At 74.1% G+C, this 16,158-nt stretch carries 16 protein-coding genes; 8 read left to right on the top strand and 8 right to left on the bottom strand.

The genetic code is table 11. The annotated features are described in order from the left end of the window. Nucleotides 1-169 precede the first annotated feature (169 nt). From Q3W68_RS13055 to Q3W68_RS13040, 4 genes are all read left to right on the top strand, one after another. Nucleotides 170-955 carry a DeoR/GlpR family DNA-binding transcription regulator gene (locus tag Q3W68_RS13055; protein ID WP_302905624.1) on the top strand — a complete coding sequence of 262 codons (786 nt, stop codon included), beginning with the start codon at nt 170-172 and terminating at the stop codon, nt 953-955. 173 nt (nt 956-1,128) lie between these two features. Next, nucleotides 1,129-2,127, top strand: coding sequence for an ATP-binding cassette domain-containing protein (locus tag Q3W68_RS13050; RefSeq protein WP_302905623.1), 999 nt, complete (start codon nt 1,129-1,131; stop codon nt 2,125-2,127). Then, nucleotides 2,124-3,137, top strand: coding sequence for an ABC transporter permease subunit (locus tag Q3W68_RS13045; RefSeq protein WP_302905622.1), 1,014 nt, complete (start codon nt 2,124-2,126; stop codon nt 3,135-3,137). The genes Q3W68_RS13050 and Q3W68_RS13045 overlap by 4 nt, the downstream gene beginning before the upstream one ends. A 136-nt stretch (nt 3,138-3,273) precedes the next feature. Beyond that, a complete protein-coding gene (locus tag Q3W68_RS13040; RefSeq protein WP_302905621.1) occupies nt 3,274-3,771 on the top strand; it encodes a DUF3263 domain-containing protein in 498 nt (165 codons plus the stop codon). A gap of 6 nt (nt 3,772-3,777) precedes the next feature. Here the strand turns inward: Q3W68_RS13040 and Q3W68_RS13035 are convergent, their stop codons facing one another. Beyond that, a complete protein-coding gene (locus Q3W68_RS13035; RefSeq protein WP_013288875.1) occupies nt 3,778-3,990 on the bottom strand; it encodes a hypothetical protein in 213 nt (70 codons plus the stop codon). Nucleotides 3,991-4,138: 148 nt separating this feature from the next. On the opposite strand from Q3W68_RS13035, the gene Q3W68_RS13030 reads away from it, so the two are divergent. The 4 genes from Q3W68_RS13030 to Q3W68_RS13015 all read left to right on the top strand — a co-directional run bounded on the left by Q3W68_RS13030 (nt 4,139) and on the right by Q3W68_RS13015 (nt 7,313). After that, entirely contained in the window at nt 4,139-5,041 is a 903-nt protein-coding gene (locus Q3W68_RS13030; protein ID WP_302905620.1) for a hypothetical protein, read from the top strand. 150 nt (nt 5,042-5,191) lie between these two features. Then, nucleotides 5,192-5,701, top strand: coding sequence for a GNAT family N-acetyltransferase (locus Q3W68_RS13025; protein ID WP_302905619.1), 510 nt, complete (start codon nt 5,192-5,194; stop codon nt 5,699-5,701). A gap of 154 nt (nt 5,702-5,855) precedes the next feature. Next, a complete protein-coding gene (locus Q3W68_RS13020; protein WP_302905618.1) occupies nt 5,856-6,290 on the top strand; it encodes a hypothetical protein in 435 nt (144 codons plus the stop codon). Nucleotides 6,291-6,293: 3 nt separating this feature from the next. Beyond that, nucleotides 6,294-7,313 (top strand): SRPBCC family protein, encoded by a 1,020-nt coding sequence (locus Q3W68_RS13015; protein WP_302905617.1) that lies wholly within the window; start codon nt 6,294-6,296, stop codon nt 7,311-7,313. Between the two features lie 72 nt (nt 7,314-7,385). Here Q3W68_RS13015 and Q3W68_RS13010 read toward each other — a convergent pair whose 3' ends face one another. Genes Q3W68_RS13010 through Q3W68_RS12980 form a run of 7 tightly spaced genes read right to left on the bottom strand, consistent with a single transcriptional unit; the run spans nt 7,386 to nt 15,870 of the window. Continuing rightward, nucleotides 7,386-9,626 (bottom strand): AAA family ATPase, encoded by a 2,241-nt coding sequence (locus Q3W68_RS13010; RefSeq protein ID WP_302905616.1) that lies wholly within the window; start codon nt 9,624-9,626, stop codon nt 7,386-7,388. A gap of 37 nt (nt 9,627-9,663) precedes the next feature. Further along, nucleotides 9,664-10,158, bottom strand: a complete 495-nt coding sequence (locus tag Q3W68_RS13005) for a hypothetical protein (protein WP_302905615.1) — start codon at nt 10,156-10,158, stop codon at nt 9,664-9,666. A gap of 45 nt (nt 10,159-10,203) precedes the next feature. Further along, on the bottom strand, nt 10,204-10,965 hold the full coding sequence (locus Q3W68_RS13000) for an ATP/GTP-binding protein (RefSeq protein ID WP_302905614.1): 762 nt from the start codon (nt 10,963-10,965) through the stop codon (nt 10,204-10,206). Further along, on the bottom strand, nt 10,943-11,392 hold the full coding sequence (locus Q3W68_RS12995; RefSeq protein WP_013288867.1) for a DUF742 domain-containing protein: 450 nt from the start codon (nt 11,390-11,392) through the stop codon (nt 10,943-10,945). The genes Q3W68_RS13000 and Q3W68_RS12995 overlap by 23 nt, the downstream gene beginning before the upstream one ends. Further along, nucleotides 11,389-11,853, bottom strand: coding sequence for a roadblock/LC7 domain-containing protein (locus Q3W68_RS12990; protein ID WP_013288866.1), 465 nt, complete (start codon nt 11,851-11,853; stop codon nt 11,389-11,391). Before Q3W68_RS12990 ends, Q3W68_RS12995 begins: the two co-directional genes overlap by 4 nt. Then, entirely contained in the window at nt 11,850-14,705 is a 2,856-nt protein-coding gene (locus tag Q3W68_RS12985; RefSeq protein WP_302905613.1) for a nitrate- and nitrite sensing domain-containing protein, read from the bottom strand. The genes Q3W68_RS12990 and Q3W68_RS12985 overlap by 4 nt, the downstream gene beginning before the upstream one ends. Further along, nucleotides 14,692-15,870, bottom strand: a complete 1,179-nt coding sequence (locus Q3W68_RS12980; RefSeq protein WP_302905612.1) for a hypothetical protein — start codon at nt 15,868-15,870, stop codon at nt 14,692-14,694. The genes Q3W68_RS12985 and Q3W68_RS12980 overlap by 14 nt, the downstream gene beginning before the upstream one ends. Nucleotides 15,871-16,158: the final 288 nt, after the last annotated feature.

Genomic DNA, 16,158 nt, shown 5'->3' with positions numbered 1-16,158 from the left:
AATACGGCGCGATATGGCCGCCTTTCGCGCGTCATTCTGCGCGAAGCGGGGTGGTCGTGGCAACCGTCTCCCGGTTCGCGCAGCGCGGGGTTTTGCGCGGACCCAGTTTCGCGCACTAGTGTGCACGAAACCGATCACCGTTCACGCACAGTCTGGGGAGGGCCCCGCGGTGGACCGCTACGCGCGCTGGAACGCGCTGCTGGAGATGCTGACCGACAGCGGGCGGGTCACCGTCGAGGAGGCCGCCGAGCGGCTCGACGTCTCCCAGGCCACCATCCGCCGTGACTTCGACCAGCTCGCCCAGCAGCAGATGATCACCCGTACCCGGGGTGGCGCGGTCGCCAACGGCGTCTCCTACGACCTGCCGCTGCGCTACAAGACCGCCAAGCACTCGGCCGAGAAGCAGCGGATCGGCGCCGCGGCCGCCGCGCTCGTGTCGCCGGGCACCGTCGTCGGCCTCAACGGCGGCACCACGAGCACCGAGGTGGCGCGGGCGCTGGCCGTCCGTCCCGATCTCAACACCAGCGCCGAGGGCGCCCAGCTCACAGTGGTCACCAACGCGCTGAACATCGCCAACGAGCTGCTGGTGCGCTCGCGGATGAAGGTGGTGGTGGCCGGCGGCGTGGTCCGGCCGAAGTCGTTCGAGCTGGTCGGCCCGCTCGGCGGCGCGCTGCTGCGCGAGGTCACGCTGGATGTCGCGCTGCTCGGCGTGGACGCGATCGACCCGCAGCTCGGCGCCGCCGCGCACCACGAGGGCGAGGCGGCCATGAACAGCCTCATGGTGGCGCGGGCCAAGCGGGTCGTCGTGATAGCGGACTCCTCCAAGCTCGGCGGGCACGCGTTCGCCCGGATCTGCCCGGTGGACCGGATCGAGACGCTGGTGACCGACTCCGGCGCGTCTCCCGACGTGGTGGCGGCGTTCCGCGACGCGGGCGTGCACGTCGTCTGCGCCTGAGGCGCAAGGAAGGGCCCCTTCTTAACGCCTGCGGTAGAGGAGGGGCCCCTTCTTAACGCCTGCGGTGGAGGAGGGGCCCCTTCTTGACACGCCGACACTGCATACCGGGTATTGCCTTCGCGTGCATACCGCGTATGGTGTCGCTGACGCCTACTTATCGGGGGAGGTCAGCTGTGTCGGCTGTCCTGGAGATCGAAGGTCTCCGCAAGACGTACCGGAGCCGGAAACGCGGGGTCCGCCACGCGCTCGACGGCTTCGACATGCGAGTCGAGGCCGGCCAGGTGCACGGCTTCCTCGGCCCGAACGGCTCGGGCAAGACCACCACGCTGCGTACGCTGCTCGGCCTGATCCGGCCCAACGGCGGCCGGATGGCCATTCTCGGCCAGGAGCTGCCGCACGCGCTCCCGGCGGTCGCCGGGCAGGTCGGCGCCATCGTGGAGAGTCCGCAGTTCTTCCCGCACTTCTCCGCCCGCGACACGCTGGGCCTGCTGGCCCAGGCCGGTGAGCTGCCCAAGCAGCGCGTGGACGAGGTGCTGGAGCTGGTCGGGCTGCGCGACCGGGCCGGCGAGCGGGTGAAGACCTACTCGCTCGGCATGAAGCAGCGGCTCGCTGTGGCCTCCGCGCTGCTCAAGAACCCCAAGCTGCTGATCCTCGACGAGCCCGCGAACGGCCTCGACCCGGGCGGCATCCGGGAGATGCGCGGGCTGATGCGGGACCTGTCCGAGAACGGCATGACCGTGGTGCTCTCCAGCCACATCCTGGGCGAGATCCAGCTCATCTGCGACTCGGTCACCATCATCTCGCTCGGCCGCCGGGTCGCGTTCGGGCCGGTCGAGCAGGTGCTCGCGGCCCACTCCCAGGGCTCCGTGCGGGTACGCCTGGAGGCGGTCAGCGACCTGCCCCAGGCCGCCGACGCGCTCACCCGCGCCGGTGTCCGCGTCGCCACCGAGCCGGACCACCTGTTGCTGTCCGGTGTGGACAAGCCGGCCACCGTCAGCCGGCTCCTCGCCGAGCAGGGCCTCTACGTCAGTGAGCTCACCCCGGTCGCTGTCGACCTGGAGAGCGTCTTCCTCGAACTGACCGCCACCGCGCCGGTCCCCGGCCAGCACCGTCAGGTCGATCAGTCCGCCAAGGTCGACCAGGCCGGCACCGCAGGAGGTTGGGGCGCATGAGCCTGTTCGTCACCGAGCTGCGCCGGCTCGGCAAGCGCCGGGTGACCCGGCTGATGCTCGTGCTGCTGGTGGTCGGCCTGGCCACGGTCGCTACCGCGTTCAGCTTCTCCAGCGAGAAGCTGTCGCCCGCCGCCGTGGCCGAGGCCGAGGCCAAGGCGAACAACGACTACCAGAGCGCGATGACGGAGTGGAAGCGCACCGTCGGGGAGTGTGAGGCCGCCGCGGCCCGGGGCGACAACACCGAGGAGCGGTACGGCCCGAACTGCGGCAAGGACTACCAGCCGCAGCCCGACATGTTCGAGGCGAAGTGGTACCTGCCGTACCAGTTCGACTTCCGGGCCGAGTTCCCCCTGTTCATCGCCGTGTTCGCCGCCTCCGTGGCGCTGTTCGGCTTCATCGTCGGCGCCTCCTTCGTGGGCGCCGAGTGGAACACCGGCGGGATGATGAACCTGCTGCTCTGGCGGCCGAAACGGCTCACCGTGCTGGGCACGAAGCTGGCCGCCCTGCTCACCACCGTGTTCGGCCTGACCGTGGTGCTCGGCGCCCTCTGGACGGCGGCGTTCTGGCTGATCGCCAGCCAGCGCGGCAGCACCGCGAAGATGACCGCCGGAGTGTGGCAGTCGATCGGGCTGGACGGGCTGCGCGCGCTGGGGATGACGCTGATGGTGGCGGCGATCGGGTTCGCGCTGGCCTCGCTCGGCCGGCACACGGCGATGGCGCTCGGCGCGGCGGTGGGGATCTTCGCGGTGAGCGAGATCGGCATCCGGATCGCGGTCGCCGTGCTCGGCGTCCAGTTCGGTGACCGGTACGTGCTGTCCACGTATGCCCAGTCGTGGTTCCTGAAGCAGGCGGAGCTGTTCGACTACGACACCTGCCAGTTCTCCCAGGGCTCCTGCGAGCCGGCCACGTACATGGTCACCTGGCAGCAGTCGGCGGTGGTGTTCGGCGTCGCCCTGGTGGGCGCGCTCGTGGCCGCGTTCTGGACGATGCGGCGGCGGGACATCGCCTGACCTCGTCCGCGCCGCCGGCTCCGGCCGGCGGCGCGGACCCCGCGTCCGATGCGGCCGGGGGCGGCCCTGGTTACGCTGGGGCTCCCCCGGCCGGCGCGTTCCGCGTGCCGGTCACCCGCCGTCGGAGAGGAGCGTCATGTCCGCCGACGCCTCGCAGCGGGCCGCCGTCGACCGGCCCGACCTGTCAGGGACGACAGCGGGTACGCGCCACGCGGGCGGGACCGTACCGCCACCGCGGACCGCTCCGCCCGTCGAGTCGACGGCGCCGTCGAAGCCGGTCCCGCCGTCGGAGTCCGTTCGGCCGGCTGAGCCCGGGTCGCCGCCTGTCGAGTCGACCGCGCCGGTCGAGCAGGCCGCTCCGGATGCGGCGGATGCGGGCGTGGCCGGTGCGGGCGCGACGCCGGACGGCTTGACCGAGCGGGAGCGGCGGATCCTCGCGTTCGAGGCGCAGTGGTGGAAGCACGCCGGCGCAAAGGAGCAGGCCATCCGGGACACGTTCGGGCTCTCCGCGACCCGCTACTACCAGCTGCTCAACGCCCTGCTCGACCAGCCGGCCGCGCTCGCCGCCGAGCCGGTGCTGATCGGTCGGCTGCGCCGGCTGCGCTCGTCACGCGCCCGTAACCGGCGCCGCTGACGAGCCTCACTTCTCGTACGTGCGCAGCCCGTTGCCGATGGCGAAGAACGTCGGCGCCCACTCGCCGATGAAGATCCCCCAGCGGTCCGCCCGCGCCACCCCGGCGCGCTCCATGTGCTTGGAGAGGAACCAGCTGGTGACCGAGAGGCCGATGCTGACGAACCCGGCGAGGTAGGCGTGCTCCGCCCGGATGCCGCCCTCGTGCAACCGCTCCAACATCTCGTACCCCCTGTCACCGGGACCGACCCGGTCGCGTCCGACGCTACCGAAGGTCCGGAGAAGATGACGCACGGTTACCTCGATCGGGTCGGCGGCGGATGACCGGGCGCGGGCCGGGTAGGCGGCCGACGACGAACGGAGGCCGACGATGGGGGCACCAGACCGCCGGTACGCGATCGGCAGCAGGCCGGCCCGCCCGGCCACGGAGGCGCCGGTGATGCGGGTGCGTTCCGCCTCCGACCCGGCGCCCGGGCGGCCGGAGAACGAGGACGTGGTCTTCCGGTTCGGCCCGCTCGTCGGCGTCCTCGACGGCGCGACGGTGCCCGAGGGCTTCGACACCGGCTGCGTGCACGGTCCCGCCTGGTACGTCCGGCACCTGGCCGCCCGGATCGGCCTGGCGATCGCGGCCCGCCCCGCCGCCACGCTGATGAGCAGCCTCGCGGCGGCCGTCCTCGCGGTGCGGGCCGACCACGGCGGGACGTGCGACCTGGACCATCCCGGCACCCCGTCGTCCACGGTCTGCCTGCTGCGGCACAGCGGTGACCGGGTCGACTACCTGGTGCTCTGCGACAGCCCGTTGGTGCTCGACACCGGCCGGGGGATCGAGGTGGTCACCGACGACCGGCTGGCCGACGCGGTGGCGGACCTGCGCCGGGGCGCCGCCGCGCTGCCGGACGGCGAGACCGACCCGGTGACCCGGTTCCGGCGCGCGACGACGGTGCAGCGGACCCGGATGAACCGCACCCACGGCTACTGGGCGGCGGCGAGCGACCCGGACGCGGCGTACCACGCGCTGACCGGGACGCTTCCGCTGCGCGGTCCGGGGGCGCTGCGCCGGGCCGCGCTGCTCAGCGACGGCGCCTCCTGCGCGGTCGACCAGTTCGGGCTGTTCGACTGGGCCGGGCTGCTGGAGGTGCTGGCGGTGGAGGGGCCGGAGGGGCTGATCGGCCGGGTTCGCGCGGCCGAGCGGGACCACCCGGACCGGTTGCGGCGGCACAAGCGCACCGACGACGCCTCGGCCGTGCTCTGCGAGTTCGACCCCTCGGCGTGACCACGCTCACGACGGAACGGCCGGTCGGATGACAACGCAGCGTGAGGCGGGAACACCCTGGGGGTACGACCGGACGAGGCGGTCGGCCATAGCGGCAATCCCTCCCCAAAGGGGTGGACGGCCCGGACCGCGCGCGGCAGACTGCGCGACGTGACGGGTGCTGTACGGCTGGAGCCGGTGGACGAACGGAACCTCGAACCGTTGCTCTCCGTAGCGGCGGCTGAGGCGGAGCCGGAGGACGTCATGCCTCCGGTGGACGCCCCGGCGGGCTGGTCGCTGGCCCGCCGCGACGCGTTCCGCGAGTTCCACCGTGCCAGCCTCGGCGGACTGAACGGCCCGACCCGCACGGCCATGTACGCGATCGTCTCCGGCGGTGAGGTGGTCGGCATGGTGCGGATGACCCGCCGGGACGAGCCGGGAACTGTGGAGACCGGCATGTGGCTGGGCCGGTCGGCGCGGGGCCGGGGCCTGGGCGCCGCGGCGCTGCGGCAGTTGCTGAACGTCGCCGCGGCGGCCGGGATGCACACGGTGGTCGCGAACACCACTCCGGACAACGCGGGCGCGATCTCGGTGCTGCGCAAATGCGGCGCGGAATTGCGTGAGGAAGACGGAACCCTGCACGCCCGGATGAGCCTGGATTCCGCCCTGCCGATCCGCTGAGGCCCTTCGCTCCCCATTGACGTTTCTCCTGCTCAGTACCGCCTCAATGGGCGGTTTCGCGCTCCGGCGGAAATGTTTTGCCGAAGGGGTGACGGGTACTGCCCGCCTCTCCGGGGCGCGATTTCCGCCTCCCGGAGAGCGCGAAGGAGAGCGGATGAAAAGCGGATCACGGGTGGCGTTGGCAGTCGGTTTCGGATATCTGCTGGGCCGCCGGAAGAAGATGCGTACCGCGCTGACGCTCGCGGCGGCGGTCGCCGCCGGGCGGGCCAGCCGGCGCCCGGGCGGTCTGAAGCAGATGGGCGCGGACCTGATGGCCGCGAACCCGCAGTTGCGCAACCTCGGCGGGCTGGGCCCGCCGCTGGTGGCGGCCGGGCGGGCGGCCGCGACCGCCGCCGCCGGCAGCGGTATCGATGCGATCGGCGGGCGGCTGCGCGGCGGTGCCGACGCGTTGCGCCGCAAGAGCGGCGCGGGCCGGGAGGACGGGGCGCGCTCCGCGCCGGAGGCCGGGCGTTCCGCACCCGACGAGGAGCCGGAGCTGGACGACCAGCCCGACGAGCCGGTGCCGGCCCGGGCCGATCGGGGGCGGTGAGCAGTGGCGACGAGCAACCTGACCGACCGGGTACGCGACGAGATCGGCGGCGAACTGCGCAATCTCGCCTCGGCCCTCGGTGATCGGGCCGTGCAGGTCGTCACCGACCGGGTCACCGACGCGACCGGACGACTCAGCGAGTACGCGAAGCGGGGCGGTGACCCCGGCCTGGTCGCTGCCGCCACCGGCGCGCGCAAGATCGCCGAGGGCACGTCCCCGGTGAAGGCGATGTTCCATGCCGGCGTGGCCGGCGGTAAGGAGAAGCTGATGGCGGCGTTCGGTCGCAAGGGTGGCCAGGACGGCGGCAAGAAGCTCAAGGTCACCAACATCGTCGAGACGATCGAGGTCGGCGTGCCGGTCCGGGTCGCCTACAACCAGTGGACGACGTTCGGCGACTTCCCGAGCTTCATGAAGAAGGTCGAGCAGGCCGACTGCGACGCCGACGAGAAGATGACCTGGAAGGCGCAGGTGCTCTGGTCGCACCGGAGCTGGGAGTCGACGATCGTCCGGCAGATCCCGGACCGGCTCATCCACTGGCGGTCCAAGGGCGAGAAGGGCTCGGTCGACGGCACCGTCAGCTTCCACGAGGTCGGCTCGGAGCTGACCCGGATCCTGGTCGTGCTGGAGTACCACCCGCAGGGCTTCTTCGAGCACACCGGCAACCTGTGGCGGGCCCAGGGCCGCCGGGTCCGGCTGGAGCTGAAGCACTTCGTCCGGCACGTGATGACCCAGACCGTGCTCGACCCGGACGCGGTCGAGGGCTGGCGCGGCGAGATCGAGGACTCCCAGGTCGTCAAGGACCACGAGACCGCGCTCCGGGAGGAGCGGGGAGAGGCCGGGCCGGACGACGACGAGTACGCCACCTACGACGAGGGCGAGGACTTCGACGACGACGAGCCGGTTCGGACGGCGCCGGAGCGTGCCCGCAGCCGTCCGGCACGCGGGCAGCGCGAACCGGAGCGCCGCCGCCGCGTCCCGGAGCGTCCCCGCCGCCCGGCCGCCCGTCGCCGCGGCGAGAGCTGACCGTCCGGCGTCGGGCGTCGGCGCCGCCGGCGGTTGAGCGCCCGGCGCCGCAGGCGTGGGAGAGCTGACCGGTCAGGACCGTCCGGCGGCGTACGACTCCAGGTGCGCGAGCTGCACCGGGTCCAGCGAGGGGCGGACGCGGGCCCGGGCCGCCTCGACGTGCGCGGCGGTCACAGTGCTCGCCTCCAGCGACTCCCGCATGGCGGCCAGCGCCGCCTCCCGGATCAGCGCGGCGCAGTCGGCGGCGGAGAAGCCGTCCAGCTCGCCGCCGAGCGCGTCGAGGTCCACGTCCGGCGCGAGCGGGACGTTCCGGGCGGACGCACGGAGGATCTCCGTACGGGCCGGGCCGTCCGGTGGCGGCACGTAGACGAGGCGTTCCAGCCGGCCGGGGCGCAGCAGCGCCGGGTCGACCAGCTCCGGCCGGTTGGTCGCGCCGACCACCACCACGTTGCGCAGCGCCTCCACGCCGTCCAGTTCGGTGAGCAGCGCCGCCACCACCCGGTCGGTGGTACCGCCGTCGGTGGCCTGCCCGCGTACCGGGGCCAGCGCGTCCACCTCGTCGAGGAAGACGAGCGTGGGCGCGGCCTGGCGGGCGCGGCGGAACAGCTCCCGGACCGCCCGTTCGCTCTCACCCACCCACTTCGAGAGCAGCTCCGCGCCCTTCACCGACAGCACGTTGGCCCGCCCGGACCCGGCCAGCGCGGTCACCAGGTAGGTCTTGCCGCAGCCGGGCGGGCCGTAGAGCAGCACCCCGCGCGGCGGCGTCACGCCCAGCCGGGCGAACGTGTCCGGATAGGTGAGCGGCCACAGCACCGACTCGGTGAGCGTCTGCTTTACCTCGTGCAGCCCGCCCACGTCGTCCAGCGTCACGGACGCCAGCTCCAGCGTGGACGCGGACATCGTGGTCGGCCGGACCACCTCCAGGGCGGCGGTGAAGTCGGCCATCGCCACGCTCGGCGTCTCCGCCGTCTTCTGCCGCAGCGCCGCGCGTACCCCGGCCTCGCGTACCAGCGCCGCCAGGTCCGCCGCGACGAACCCGGGGGTACGGGCGGCCACCTCGTCCAGCCGGACGTCACCTGCGAGCGGCACCTCGCGGGTCAGCACCGTCAACTGCTCCCGGCGCAGCGCCGCGTCGGGCAGCGGCACGGTGATCCGCAGCGCGAGCAGGTCCGGGCCGCGCAGCGCCGGGTCGACCGCCTCGGGGCGTCCGCTGGTGCACACCACGGCGGCGCCGGCCCGCAGCGTCTCGGCGACCACCTGCCGGAACACGGTGGCCAGCGGGCCCGGCTCGTCGGCCGGGGCGATCGACTCCACGTCGGTGACCAGCAGCACGGCGGGACCGCCGGCGCGTACCGCCGAGGCCGCCTCGCGCAGCCGGCGGGCCGCCGCGTCATTGCTGAGCGCGGCCAGTTCCGGTGCCCACAGCGGGCGGATGCCCGCGCCGACCCGGGCGGCGACGGCACGTACCAGCGCGGACTTGCCGGAGCCGGCCGGACCCTCCACCAGCACACCGAGCGAGACGGTGGTGCCGAGCCGGCCCAGCACCTCGCGATGGTGGAAGCCCAGGTCCAGCAGTTCGGTCAGCTCCTCGGCCTGGGCGCGCAGACCGGGCAGCTCGTCCACGTCGGGCGCGTCCTCCGGGCCGAGCAGGTCCGGGTCGGCTTCCGTCCCGGCCGGGGTGGCGGGGGCGGAGACCCGCGCGGTGGAGGCCGAGGACGCCGGGCCGGAGCCGCGGGTGGCGGCGCCGTGTTCCCAGCCCACGACCGTGTCCATGGTGACGAGCGCGCCGACCGCCGGTTCGGCCGACAGGACGGTGAGCAGCGTGCTCGTCCAGGCGTACCCGACGGAACTGGCCAGACTGCGCCGCGCGGCCTCGATCAGGCCGCGCACGGCGGCGTCCGGCAGCACGTCCTGCGGCAGCAGCGAGACGTCGTCCCCGGCGGTGACCACCTTGCCCAGCAGCGCGAGCCGCAGCATCTCCGGCGGGACCGCGGCGACCACGGCGGCGGGGCCGGACAGGGTGAGACGGCGTGCCGGGGTCGCCGGTAGCGGGCTCACCGTGACCTGGCCGCCGGCCCGCAGACCGAGGTTGCCCAGCAGCAGGTCGTCGGCGTGCAGCAGGGCGCCGCTGGTGCTCGGCTCGGCGGCGGCCGCGATGCCGGCGGTGACCCGGCGGCCGGTCAGGCGTACCGGGTCGCCGGGGCGCAGCGCCAACGCGGTGAGCACCTCGGGATGCAGGCGCACCACGCCGCGGCGGGCGTCGAGCGCGGCCGGCCGCAGCGTCGCGGTCAGGGTCAGGTCGGGTTCGGCCACCCGCCGACAGTAGCCGCCCCGATCATCGGGTGCCGGGTCAGCGCGGACCCGGGTCGTCCAGCAGCGAGGGGTCGCGCCGGATCATCTCGGCGAGCCGGGCCGCCGGGTCGGACTCCAGGGGATCGTGGCCGGGCGCGGGCACCGTCTTCACCGACATGGGCCACGCCGGCGGCGGCGTGGGCGGCGCCGCCGGGCCCACCGTCACCGCCGTGCCGGACCAGGAGACCCGCAGCGGGTACGCCTGCTCGCCCAGCTCCACGCGCAGCGTCACGGCCAGCCCGGGGTGCTCGGCCACCACCCGCCGGACCGCCTCGGCCACCTGCTCGACCGGGTCACGCCGCACCGGCGCCTCGCCACCGCGCAGCCGGTACGCGCCGTGCCCCGCCCGACCGTCGCCCGGCTCGTCCGCCGCCTCCTCGGGTACGTCCCGCCCGGCCGCCCCGGCCGGCTCGCCGGGCATCGGCGCCCGGCGGCGCAGCGCCTCCTCGCGCCGCGCCATCCGGGCCAGTGTCTCGTCCAGATCACCTCTCATGGCGTCCACCCCTTCGCCAGACAACGGATCGAAACGACTGCCGGTTCAGCCTGCCCGGGATCGGGTGGCCCGGTCCAGCGCGCGGTCCAGGACGACGAGCAGAGCGTCCCGTACCGAGAGGCGGTCCCGGGCGTCGAACTGCACCAGCGGCACGTGCTCACCGATCGCCAGCGCCCAGCGGATCGACGGCAGGTCCAGGGCCAGCCGGCCGTCGAAGGCGTTGACGCCCACCACGAACGGCAGCCCGGACCGCTCGAAGAAGTCGATCGCCGGGTAGCAGTCGTCGAGCCGGGCGCTGTCCACCACCACGAGCGCGCCGAGCGCGCCCCGGGCCAGGTCGTCCCACATGAACCCGAAGCGCGCCTGTCCGGGCGTACCGAAGAGGTAGAGCTTCAGGCTGCGGTCGATCGTCACGCAGCCGAAGTCCATGGCGACTGTGGTGGTGGTCTTGCCGGCGACCCCGCCCGGGTCGTCGATGCCGATGCCGGCGGTGGTCATCTCCGCCTCGGTGGTCAGCGGAGCGATCTCGGAGATCGCGCCGACTGTGGTGGTCTTGCCGACACCGAACCCGCCCGCGATGAGGATCTTGACCGGGATCGGCGGTCGGGGCGCCGGCACCCGGCTGACGATCGGGGCCGGTTCGGCCGGCGGCACACCGGGCGGCAGGTACGGCAGCGGCGGCGTGGGCGGGGGCGGCGTGGCCCGGCCGATCAGCGGCGCCGGGCCGCCGTAGCGGCTCGGGGCGCTGTTGGCGGACGGCCCGCCGGTGGCGGCGGCCGGCCATTCAGGAGATCGCACGAAGTCCATCAATCACTCGCAGGATGATGTCGGGATCGAGGGCGTCGTCGACGTCCGCGACGTGCACGTCGAGATGGCCGGCGGCCCGGAGGTCGCCGACCAGCACCCGGGTCACCCCGAAGTGCATCCGGGTCCGGGCGGAGATCTCGGCCACCGAGACGGGCTCGGCGCAGATCGCGACGATCGCCGCCAGCTCCGGGGCCAACCGGGCGGTCACCGCCCACGAGGTGCTGCCCGGACGAGCGGTGACCTGGGTCTCCAGGCCGATCGCCGGGTCGCCGTCCACCCGTCCGGAGGTCAGCACGAAGGGGCGTGGGCCGGTCGGCTCCCCGTCGCCCGCGTCCGGCTCCGGCACCGGAGCGGACGCGTGCAGGAAGGGGCGGATCCGGACGCCGGGTTCCGGCTCCGGGTCCGCGCCGGCGGCCCCTGGGATCATTGCTGTACGGCGTTCTTCAGCTCGGCGATCAGGCGCGGACTCAGGGCGCCGCCGGCGCGGCCGGCGAACAGCGTCATCTCGTACGCCACGGTGCCCAGGTTCGCAGTGCGGTCGGCGACGACGCCGAGCACCGAGCCGCTGCTGATCGCGCTGATCAGCAGGTAGCCCTCGGCCATGTCGACGATCACCCGGTTGAGCGCGCCGAGCGCGTACCAGCTGGCCGCGCCCCCGGCGAGGCTGGTCATGCCGGAGACCACGGCGGCGAGCCGTTCCGCGTTGGACCGGTCCTTGATCGCGGACATGGCCATCAGCAGCCCGTCCGAGGAGACCGCGATCGCCTCCATCACCCCGGCGGTGCTGGAGGTGAACGAGTCGAGCAGCCAGTTGAAGGTGCGCGCCTCGGGACTGAGGTCGCCGGTGGTGCTCTGTTCGACGTTCTCGTGGAGGAAGGGGCTGGTCACCGTGATGGGTCCTCTTCGTAGCGGTCGGTACTGACTTCGCGCAGAGCACGGGCGACGCCCGCCTCGAACTCGCTGATCCGGTTGCGGACCTCGACGGGGTCGCCGGGGTCGGAGCTGGTGGGGGGCACTGACTGCGCCGGGGAGACGGACAGGTTCGCGCCGGGCACCCGGCGGCTGAGCCGGGGCCGTTCCGCCGCCGGGGGCGTGGGGTCGACAGCGCCCTCGGCCCGCCGTACCCCGTCCTGGAACGCCTCGACCAGGGCCCGGACGCTCGACGGGTCCGCCGGGACGCCGATCAGCGGTCCGCCGGTGGCCGGTCCGGCCGGCGCGGCCGGTGCGGCGGTCGGCAGGTTGGCGCCGGGCACCCGCTGCCGGATCGGCGACCGGGTACCGGGCCGCCCGGCGGGCGGCCCGACCGGGTTCGGTCCGGTCGGCGCCGGCACGGCCGGGGGTGGCCCGGCCGGCGCCGACGGGCGGGCGCCACCGGGCGGCGGCACGAGCCCCGGCCCGCGCTGCGGCGCGACTGCCGGCCCGTGCTGCGGCGCGAGCCCCGGGCGGTGCTGCGGCGCGAGCCCGGGACCGTGCTGCGGGGCGACGGCCGGACCGGCGAGCGCCGGCCCGGTGGTCGGCGCCAGGGCCGGGCGGGTGGCCGGCGGCGCCAGGGTCGGGCCGGTCGCCGGCCCGGCGGCCGGGGGAGCGGCCGGGGCCGGGCCGACGACCGGTGTCGGCGGGGCGACGTGCCCGGGACGCGCCGCCGGCCCGGACGGCCGGGTCGCCGGCGGCCAGACCGGCGGCGGACCGCCCGCGGCCGGACCGGCGTCCTCGTCCGCCTCCGCGGTGTCGGCCTGGCCGCCGAAGGCGTTCCACGGATCGCCGCTGGACATGCTGCGCGTGGCCCGGGTCAGCAACTCGGCGTCGAAGCCGGTCGGCGCCTCGACGGCCGGTGGCTCCGCCTCGCGGGCGCCGGGCACCACGGCCCGGCCGGCGCTGACGCCGACCGGCTCGGGACGACGGATCACGAGCGAGGCGCCGGGGATCTCCAGGGCGGCTGTGACGCCGCCACCGGGGGTGTGGCTCAGCCGGACGCTCCAGCCGTGCCGGCGGGCCAGCCGGCCGACCACGAACAGGCCGAGCACCTCGGTCGGGGCGAGATCGAGGCGTTCCCGCCGAGTGAACCGGGCGTTCTCCTCGGCCATCCGGTCCCCGGTCAGGCCGATGCCGTGGTCGACCACGACCAGCCGTGCCCCGCCGTCGGTCAGCTCACCGGCCACCACAACCCGCGTGTGCGGCGGCGAGAACGAGGTGGCGTTCTCCATCAGCTCGGCGAGCGTCAGCACCAGGTCACCGGCGATGGCGGGGGACGCCGCCACGCCGGGCGGGACCTCCACGTCGACACGGGTGTAGTCCTCGATCTCGCCGAGCGCGAGCCGGACCACGTCGGCCAGCGGGACCGGCGCCACGTGGCCGTCCGAGCCGGTGGCGCCGGAGAGCACCACCAGGCTGCCCGCGTTTCGGCGCAACCGGCTGGAGATGTGGTCCAGCCGGTAGAGGTGCTCCAGGCGGCCCGGGTCGGTCTCCTGCCGTTCCAGGCGGTCGATGAGCGCGATCTGGCGGCCGACGAGGTTCTGCGTACGGCGGCCGACGTGGCCGAACATCTGCGCCACGTTGCGCCGCCCGGCGACCTGCCGTTCGACCAGCCGGGCGGCGGTGTGCTGCACCCGGTCGAACGCGCGGGCCAGATCGCCGATCTCGTCCCGGGCGCTGACCTCCACCGGGTCGAGACGTACCGGGGGGACGGTCTCGGACTCGTCGTCGGCGACCCGGGTCAGCTCGGCCTCGGTGACCCGGGCGACCCGCTCGGCGGAGCGGGTGAGCCGGCTCAGCGGCCGGGCCACCGTACGCGCCACAGTCATGCTCAGCAGCACCACGACGAGCAGGATCGCCGCCGCCGCGAGGCTGACCAGCCAGGCCGCGGTCAGGGCCTCCCGTTCCCGGGCGCGGGTCTCCGCGATGACGTCCGCGACGACCTTCTTCTCCACGAACTGGCCCAGCGTGATCATCGACCGGGCCGAGGGGAACAGCACGTCCAGCGGTACCGGCGCGATCGCCCCGACCGGGTCCCGGAGACTGTCCACCAGGAACGTCGGGCTGGTCCGGGCGGCCACCGCCGCGTCGTCCAGCTCGGCCACCTTCAGCTGCTCGGGCGTGATCAGCTTGCGGAACCGCCGGTTGTCGACGTTGAGTCCCGCCATGCACGCCACGAACGACCGGGCCACCAGCGGATCGCCTGTCGCCTTGACCAGCACGATCTGGGTGGTGCACGAGCTCAGTGCCTCGTCGACGCGCAGCAGCGCGTCCAGGGCGAGCACCTGCCGTCCGGCTGCCGTGTCGGTGTCCACCTGGAAGGGCAGCCGCAACGCGTCGATCAGGGCGGTGTCGACCTCGCCGAACACGGTCAGGATCTGCTGCGGCGTGGCCCGGCCGGCGAGCGTGGCGTTGCGGACGTCCTCCAGCCGCCGTACCCCGTCGAGGCTTTCGCGGACCGCCGACGGCAGCGGCTCGGCGCGCAGGTCGGCGACCCGGTCGTCGACCGTCGCCGACTTCTGGATCAGCTCGGTTCGGCTCACCCGCCCGAGCAGCAGCCCGACCGAGAGCAGGCGTTCCTGCTGGAGGTCCTGGACCAGGCTGCCGACCCGGCTGGCGACGCGGACGGTCTCGGCGGTGTCGGCGGCCCGCTGGGCGGTGGTCACCCGGTCGATGACGACCGGTACGGCCAGTCCGACCATGCTGAGCAGCGGAATGATCACCAGCAGGGCGAGCTTGCCCCGGATTCGTAACCTACCGAGCAGCATCGAACGGCCTCCACCGGTCGGCGTCGCCACCGTGCCCCACCGCGACCGGCTGGCGGTCGGCCCCCGGTGCGGTGAGCGGTGGTTCCGGCTGGACAGTCGGCGCCGGTGCGGCCTCGGCCGGTTCCCGGCGTGCCGGGGCGGCCCGGGACCGGTCCCGGCGCAGCGCGGCGACGTGCAGCGCGACGATCCCGGCGATCAGCACGACCGCCGCACCGGCGGCGATCCGGCCCAGCAGCCGGTCCCGCTCCAGGGCGTCGAGCCGTTCCGCGAGCAGCGCGTCGAGCTGGTCGAGGATGACCGTGCGGAGCTGCTTGGCGGCGTTCTGCGCGCTGATCCCGGCGCGGGTGAGCTGGTCGGTGCTCGGCGCGCCCCGGCCGGCGCCGGGCGCCGAGTAGGTCGCGAACGTCTCCAGTGAACGCTGGTACGTGTCCAGCGGGGTGAGCACGTTGGCGCCCAGGTCGGTGCTCTCCGAGCTGTCGACCGCCGAGCGCAGGTCGGCGACCAGGTCGGTGGCGGGACCGAGCGCGGAGACGCGCAGTTCGGCCAGCTCCGCGCCCGCCCGGGCGCGCTCGGCGGCGGGGCGCTTGGCGGCCAGCCGGGCCAGGTCGACGAGCCGCCCGGCCAGCACCGTCGCGGTGGGCAGGTCCCCGCCGATCCCGTCCTGGAGGAAGAACGAGTCGGAGCGCGGGTCGCGGATCAGGCCGGAGCTCTCCCGTACCTTGCGGTAGAGGGCCAGGAGCAGGTCGGACGCCTCGCCGTAGGCGCGGTACGCGGCCTCGGGGTCACCGATCCCGCGGTCCGGCAGCGACTCCAGCTTGGCCCGCAGCCCGGCCCAGCGTTCGTGGGTGCGCAGCTCGTCTCCGACGGCGTTGTCCACCTCCGCGACGCCCTCGATGGCGGCGGCGAGCGAGGCCCGGGACACGGCACCTTCGGCGACGGCGATGGCCTGGGCCTCCACCAGCGTGTCGGTGACCGGCCCGAGGGCGCGCAGGTAGCGGACGCCGAGCCGTTCCCGGGTCGCCAGGTCGTGGTCGTCGGCGAAGTCGCGTTCGGCCTGGACGAAGATCAGCCCGAGCGGGGCCAGCAGCGCCAGCACCAGAACCAGGGCGAGCGTACGGCCCGGTACGGCGGGCCGCCGACGAACCCGCGACGCGGGGACTGTCATGGTGTGTCTCCTCCGGCGACGGCGGGGCGATCGGTGCCCCGGGAGGTCGCCGTACGCAGTCCCGTGCACCGGACCGGAAAAGTAGCCGAACCGGACGCGAGTGGGACCTAGGCCGATGAGTCGGCTTCACGTCAGTCCACTTTGGGTGACCCTGTGTCAGGGCGAATGGTACGTAGCGTGTGATCGTGTCGCCGAGAAGTGACATCGACGATGGTTTGCGCCCGTAGATGTGAATTCACATGATCCGAATTCGTCCCGCTGGGACGCTCTGGACCTTTGGCGGATGAC

The sequence above is a fragment of the Micromonospora sp. C28ISP2-4 genome, from assembly GCF_030519385.1.
Classification (GTDB): domain Bacteria; phylum Actinomycetota; class Actinomycetes; order Mycobacteriales; family Micromonosporaceae; genus Micromonospora; species Micromonospora tulbaghiae.
This window is presented reverse-complemented; position numbering and strand designations above follow the sequence as displayed.

Excerpts from the sequence above, each read along its gene's own strand:
- Q3W68_RS13020 (WP_302905618.1), top strand. The coding sequence starts at position 5,856 with ATGAAAAGCGGATCACGGGTGGCGTTGGCAGTCGGTTTCGGATATCTG.
- Q3W68_RS13040 (WP_302905621.1), top strand. The coding sequence starts at position 3,274 with ATGTCCGCCGACGCCTCGCAGCGGGCCGCCGTCGACCGGCCCGACCTG.
- Q3W68_RS13045 (WP_302905622.1), top strand. The coding sequence starts at position 2,124 with ATGAGCCTGTTCGTCACCGAGCTGCGCCGGCTCGGCAAGCGCCGGGTG.
- Q3W68_RS13000 (WP_302905614.1), bottom strand. The coding sequence starts at position 10,965 with ATGGACTTCGTGCGATCTCCTGAATGGCCGGCCGCCGCCACCGGCGGG.
- Q3W68_RS12995 (WP_013288867.1), bottom strand. The coding sequence starts at position 11,392 with ATGATCCCAGGGGCCGCCGGCGCGGACCCGGAGCCGGAACCCGGCGTC.
- Q3W68_RS13035 (WP_013288875.1), bottom strand. The coding sequence starts at position 3,990 with ATGTTGGAGCGGTTGCACGAGGGCGGCATCCGGGCGGAGCACGCCTAC.
- Q3W68_RS12980 (WP_302905612.1), bottom strand. The coding sequence starts at position 15,870 with ATGACAGTCCCCGCGTCGCGGGTTCGTCGGCGGCCCGCCGTACCGGGC.
- Q3W68_RS12985 (WP_302905613.1), bottom strand. The coding sequence starts at position 14,705 with ATGCTGCTCGGTAGGTTACGAATCCGGGGCAAGCTCGCCCTGCTGGTG.
- Q3W68_RS13030 (WP_302905620.1), top strand. The coding sequence starts at position 4,139 with ATGGGGGCACCAGACCGCCGGTACGCGATCGGCAGCAGGCCGGCCCGC.
- Q3W68_RS13005 (WP_302905615.1), bottom strand. The coding sequence starts at position 10,158 with ATGAGAGGTGATCTGGACGAGACACTGGCCCGGATGGCGCGGCGCGAG.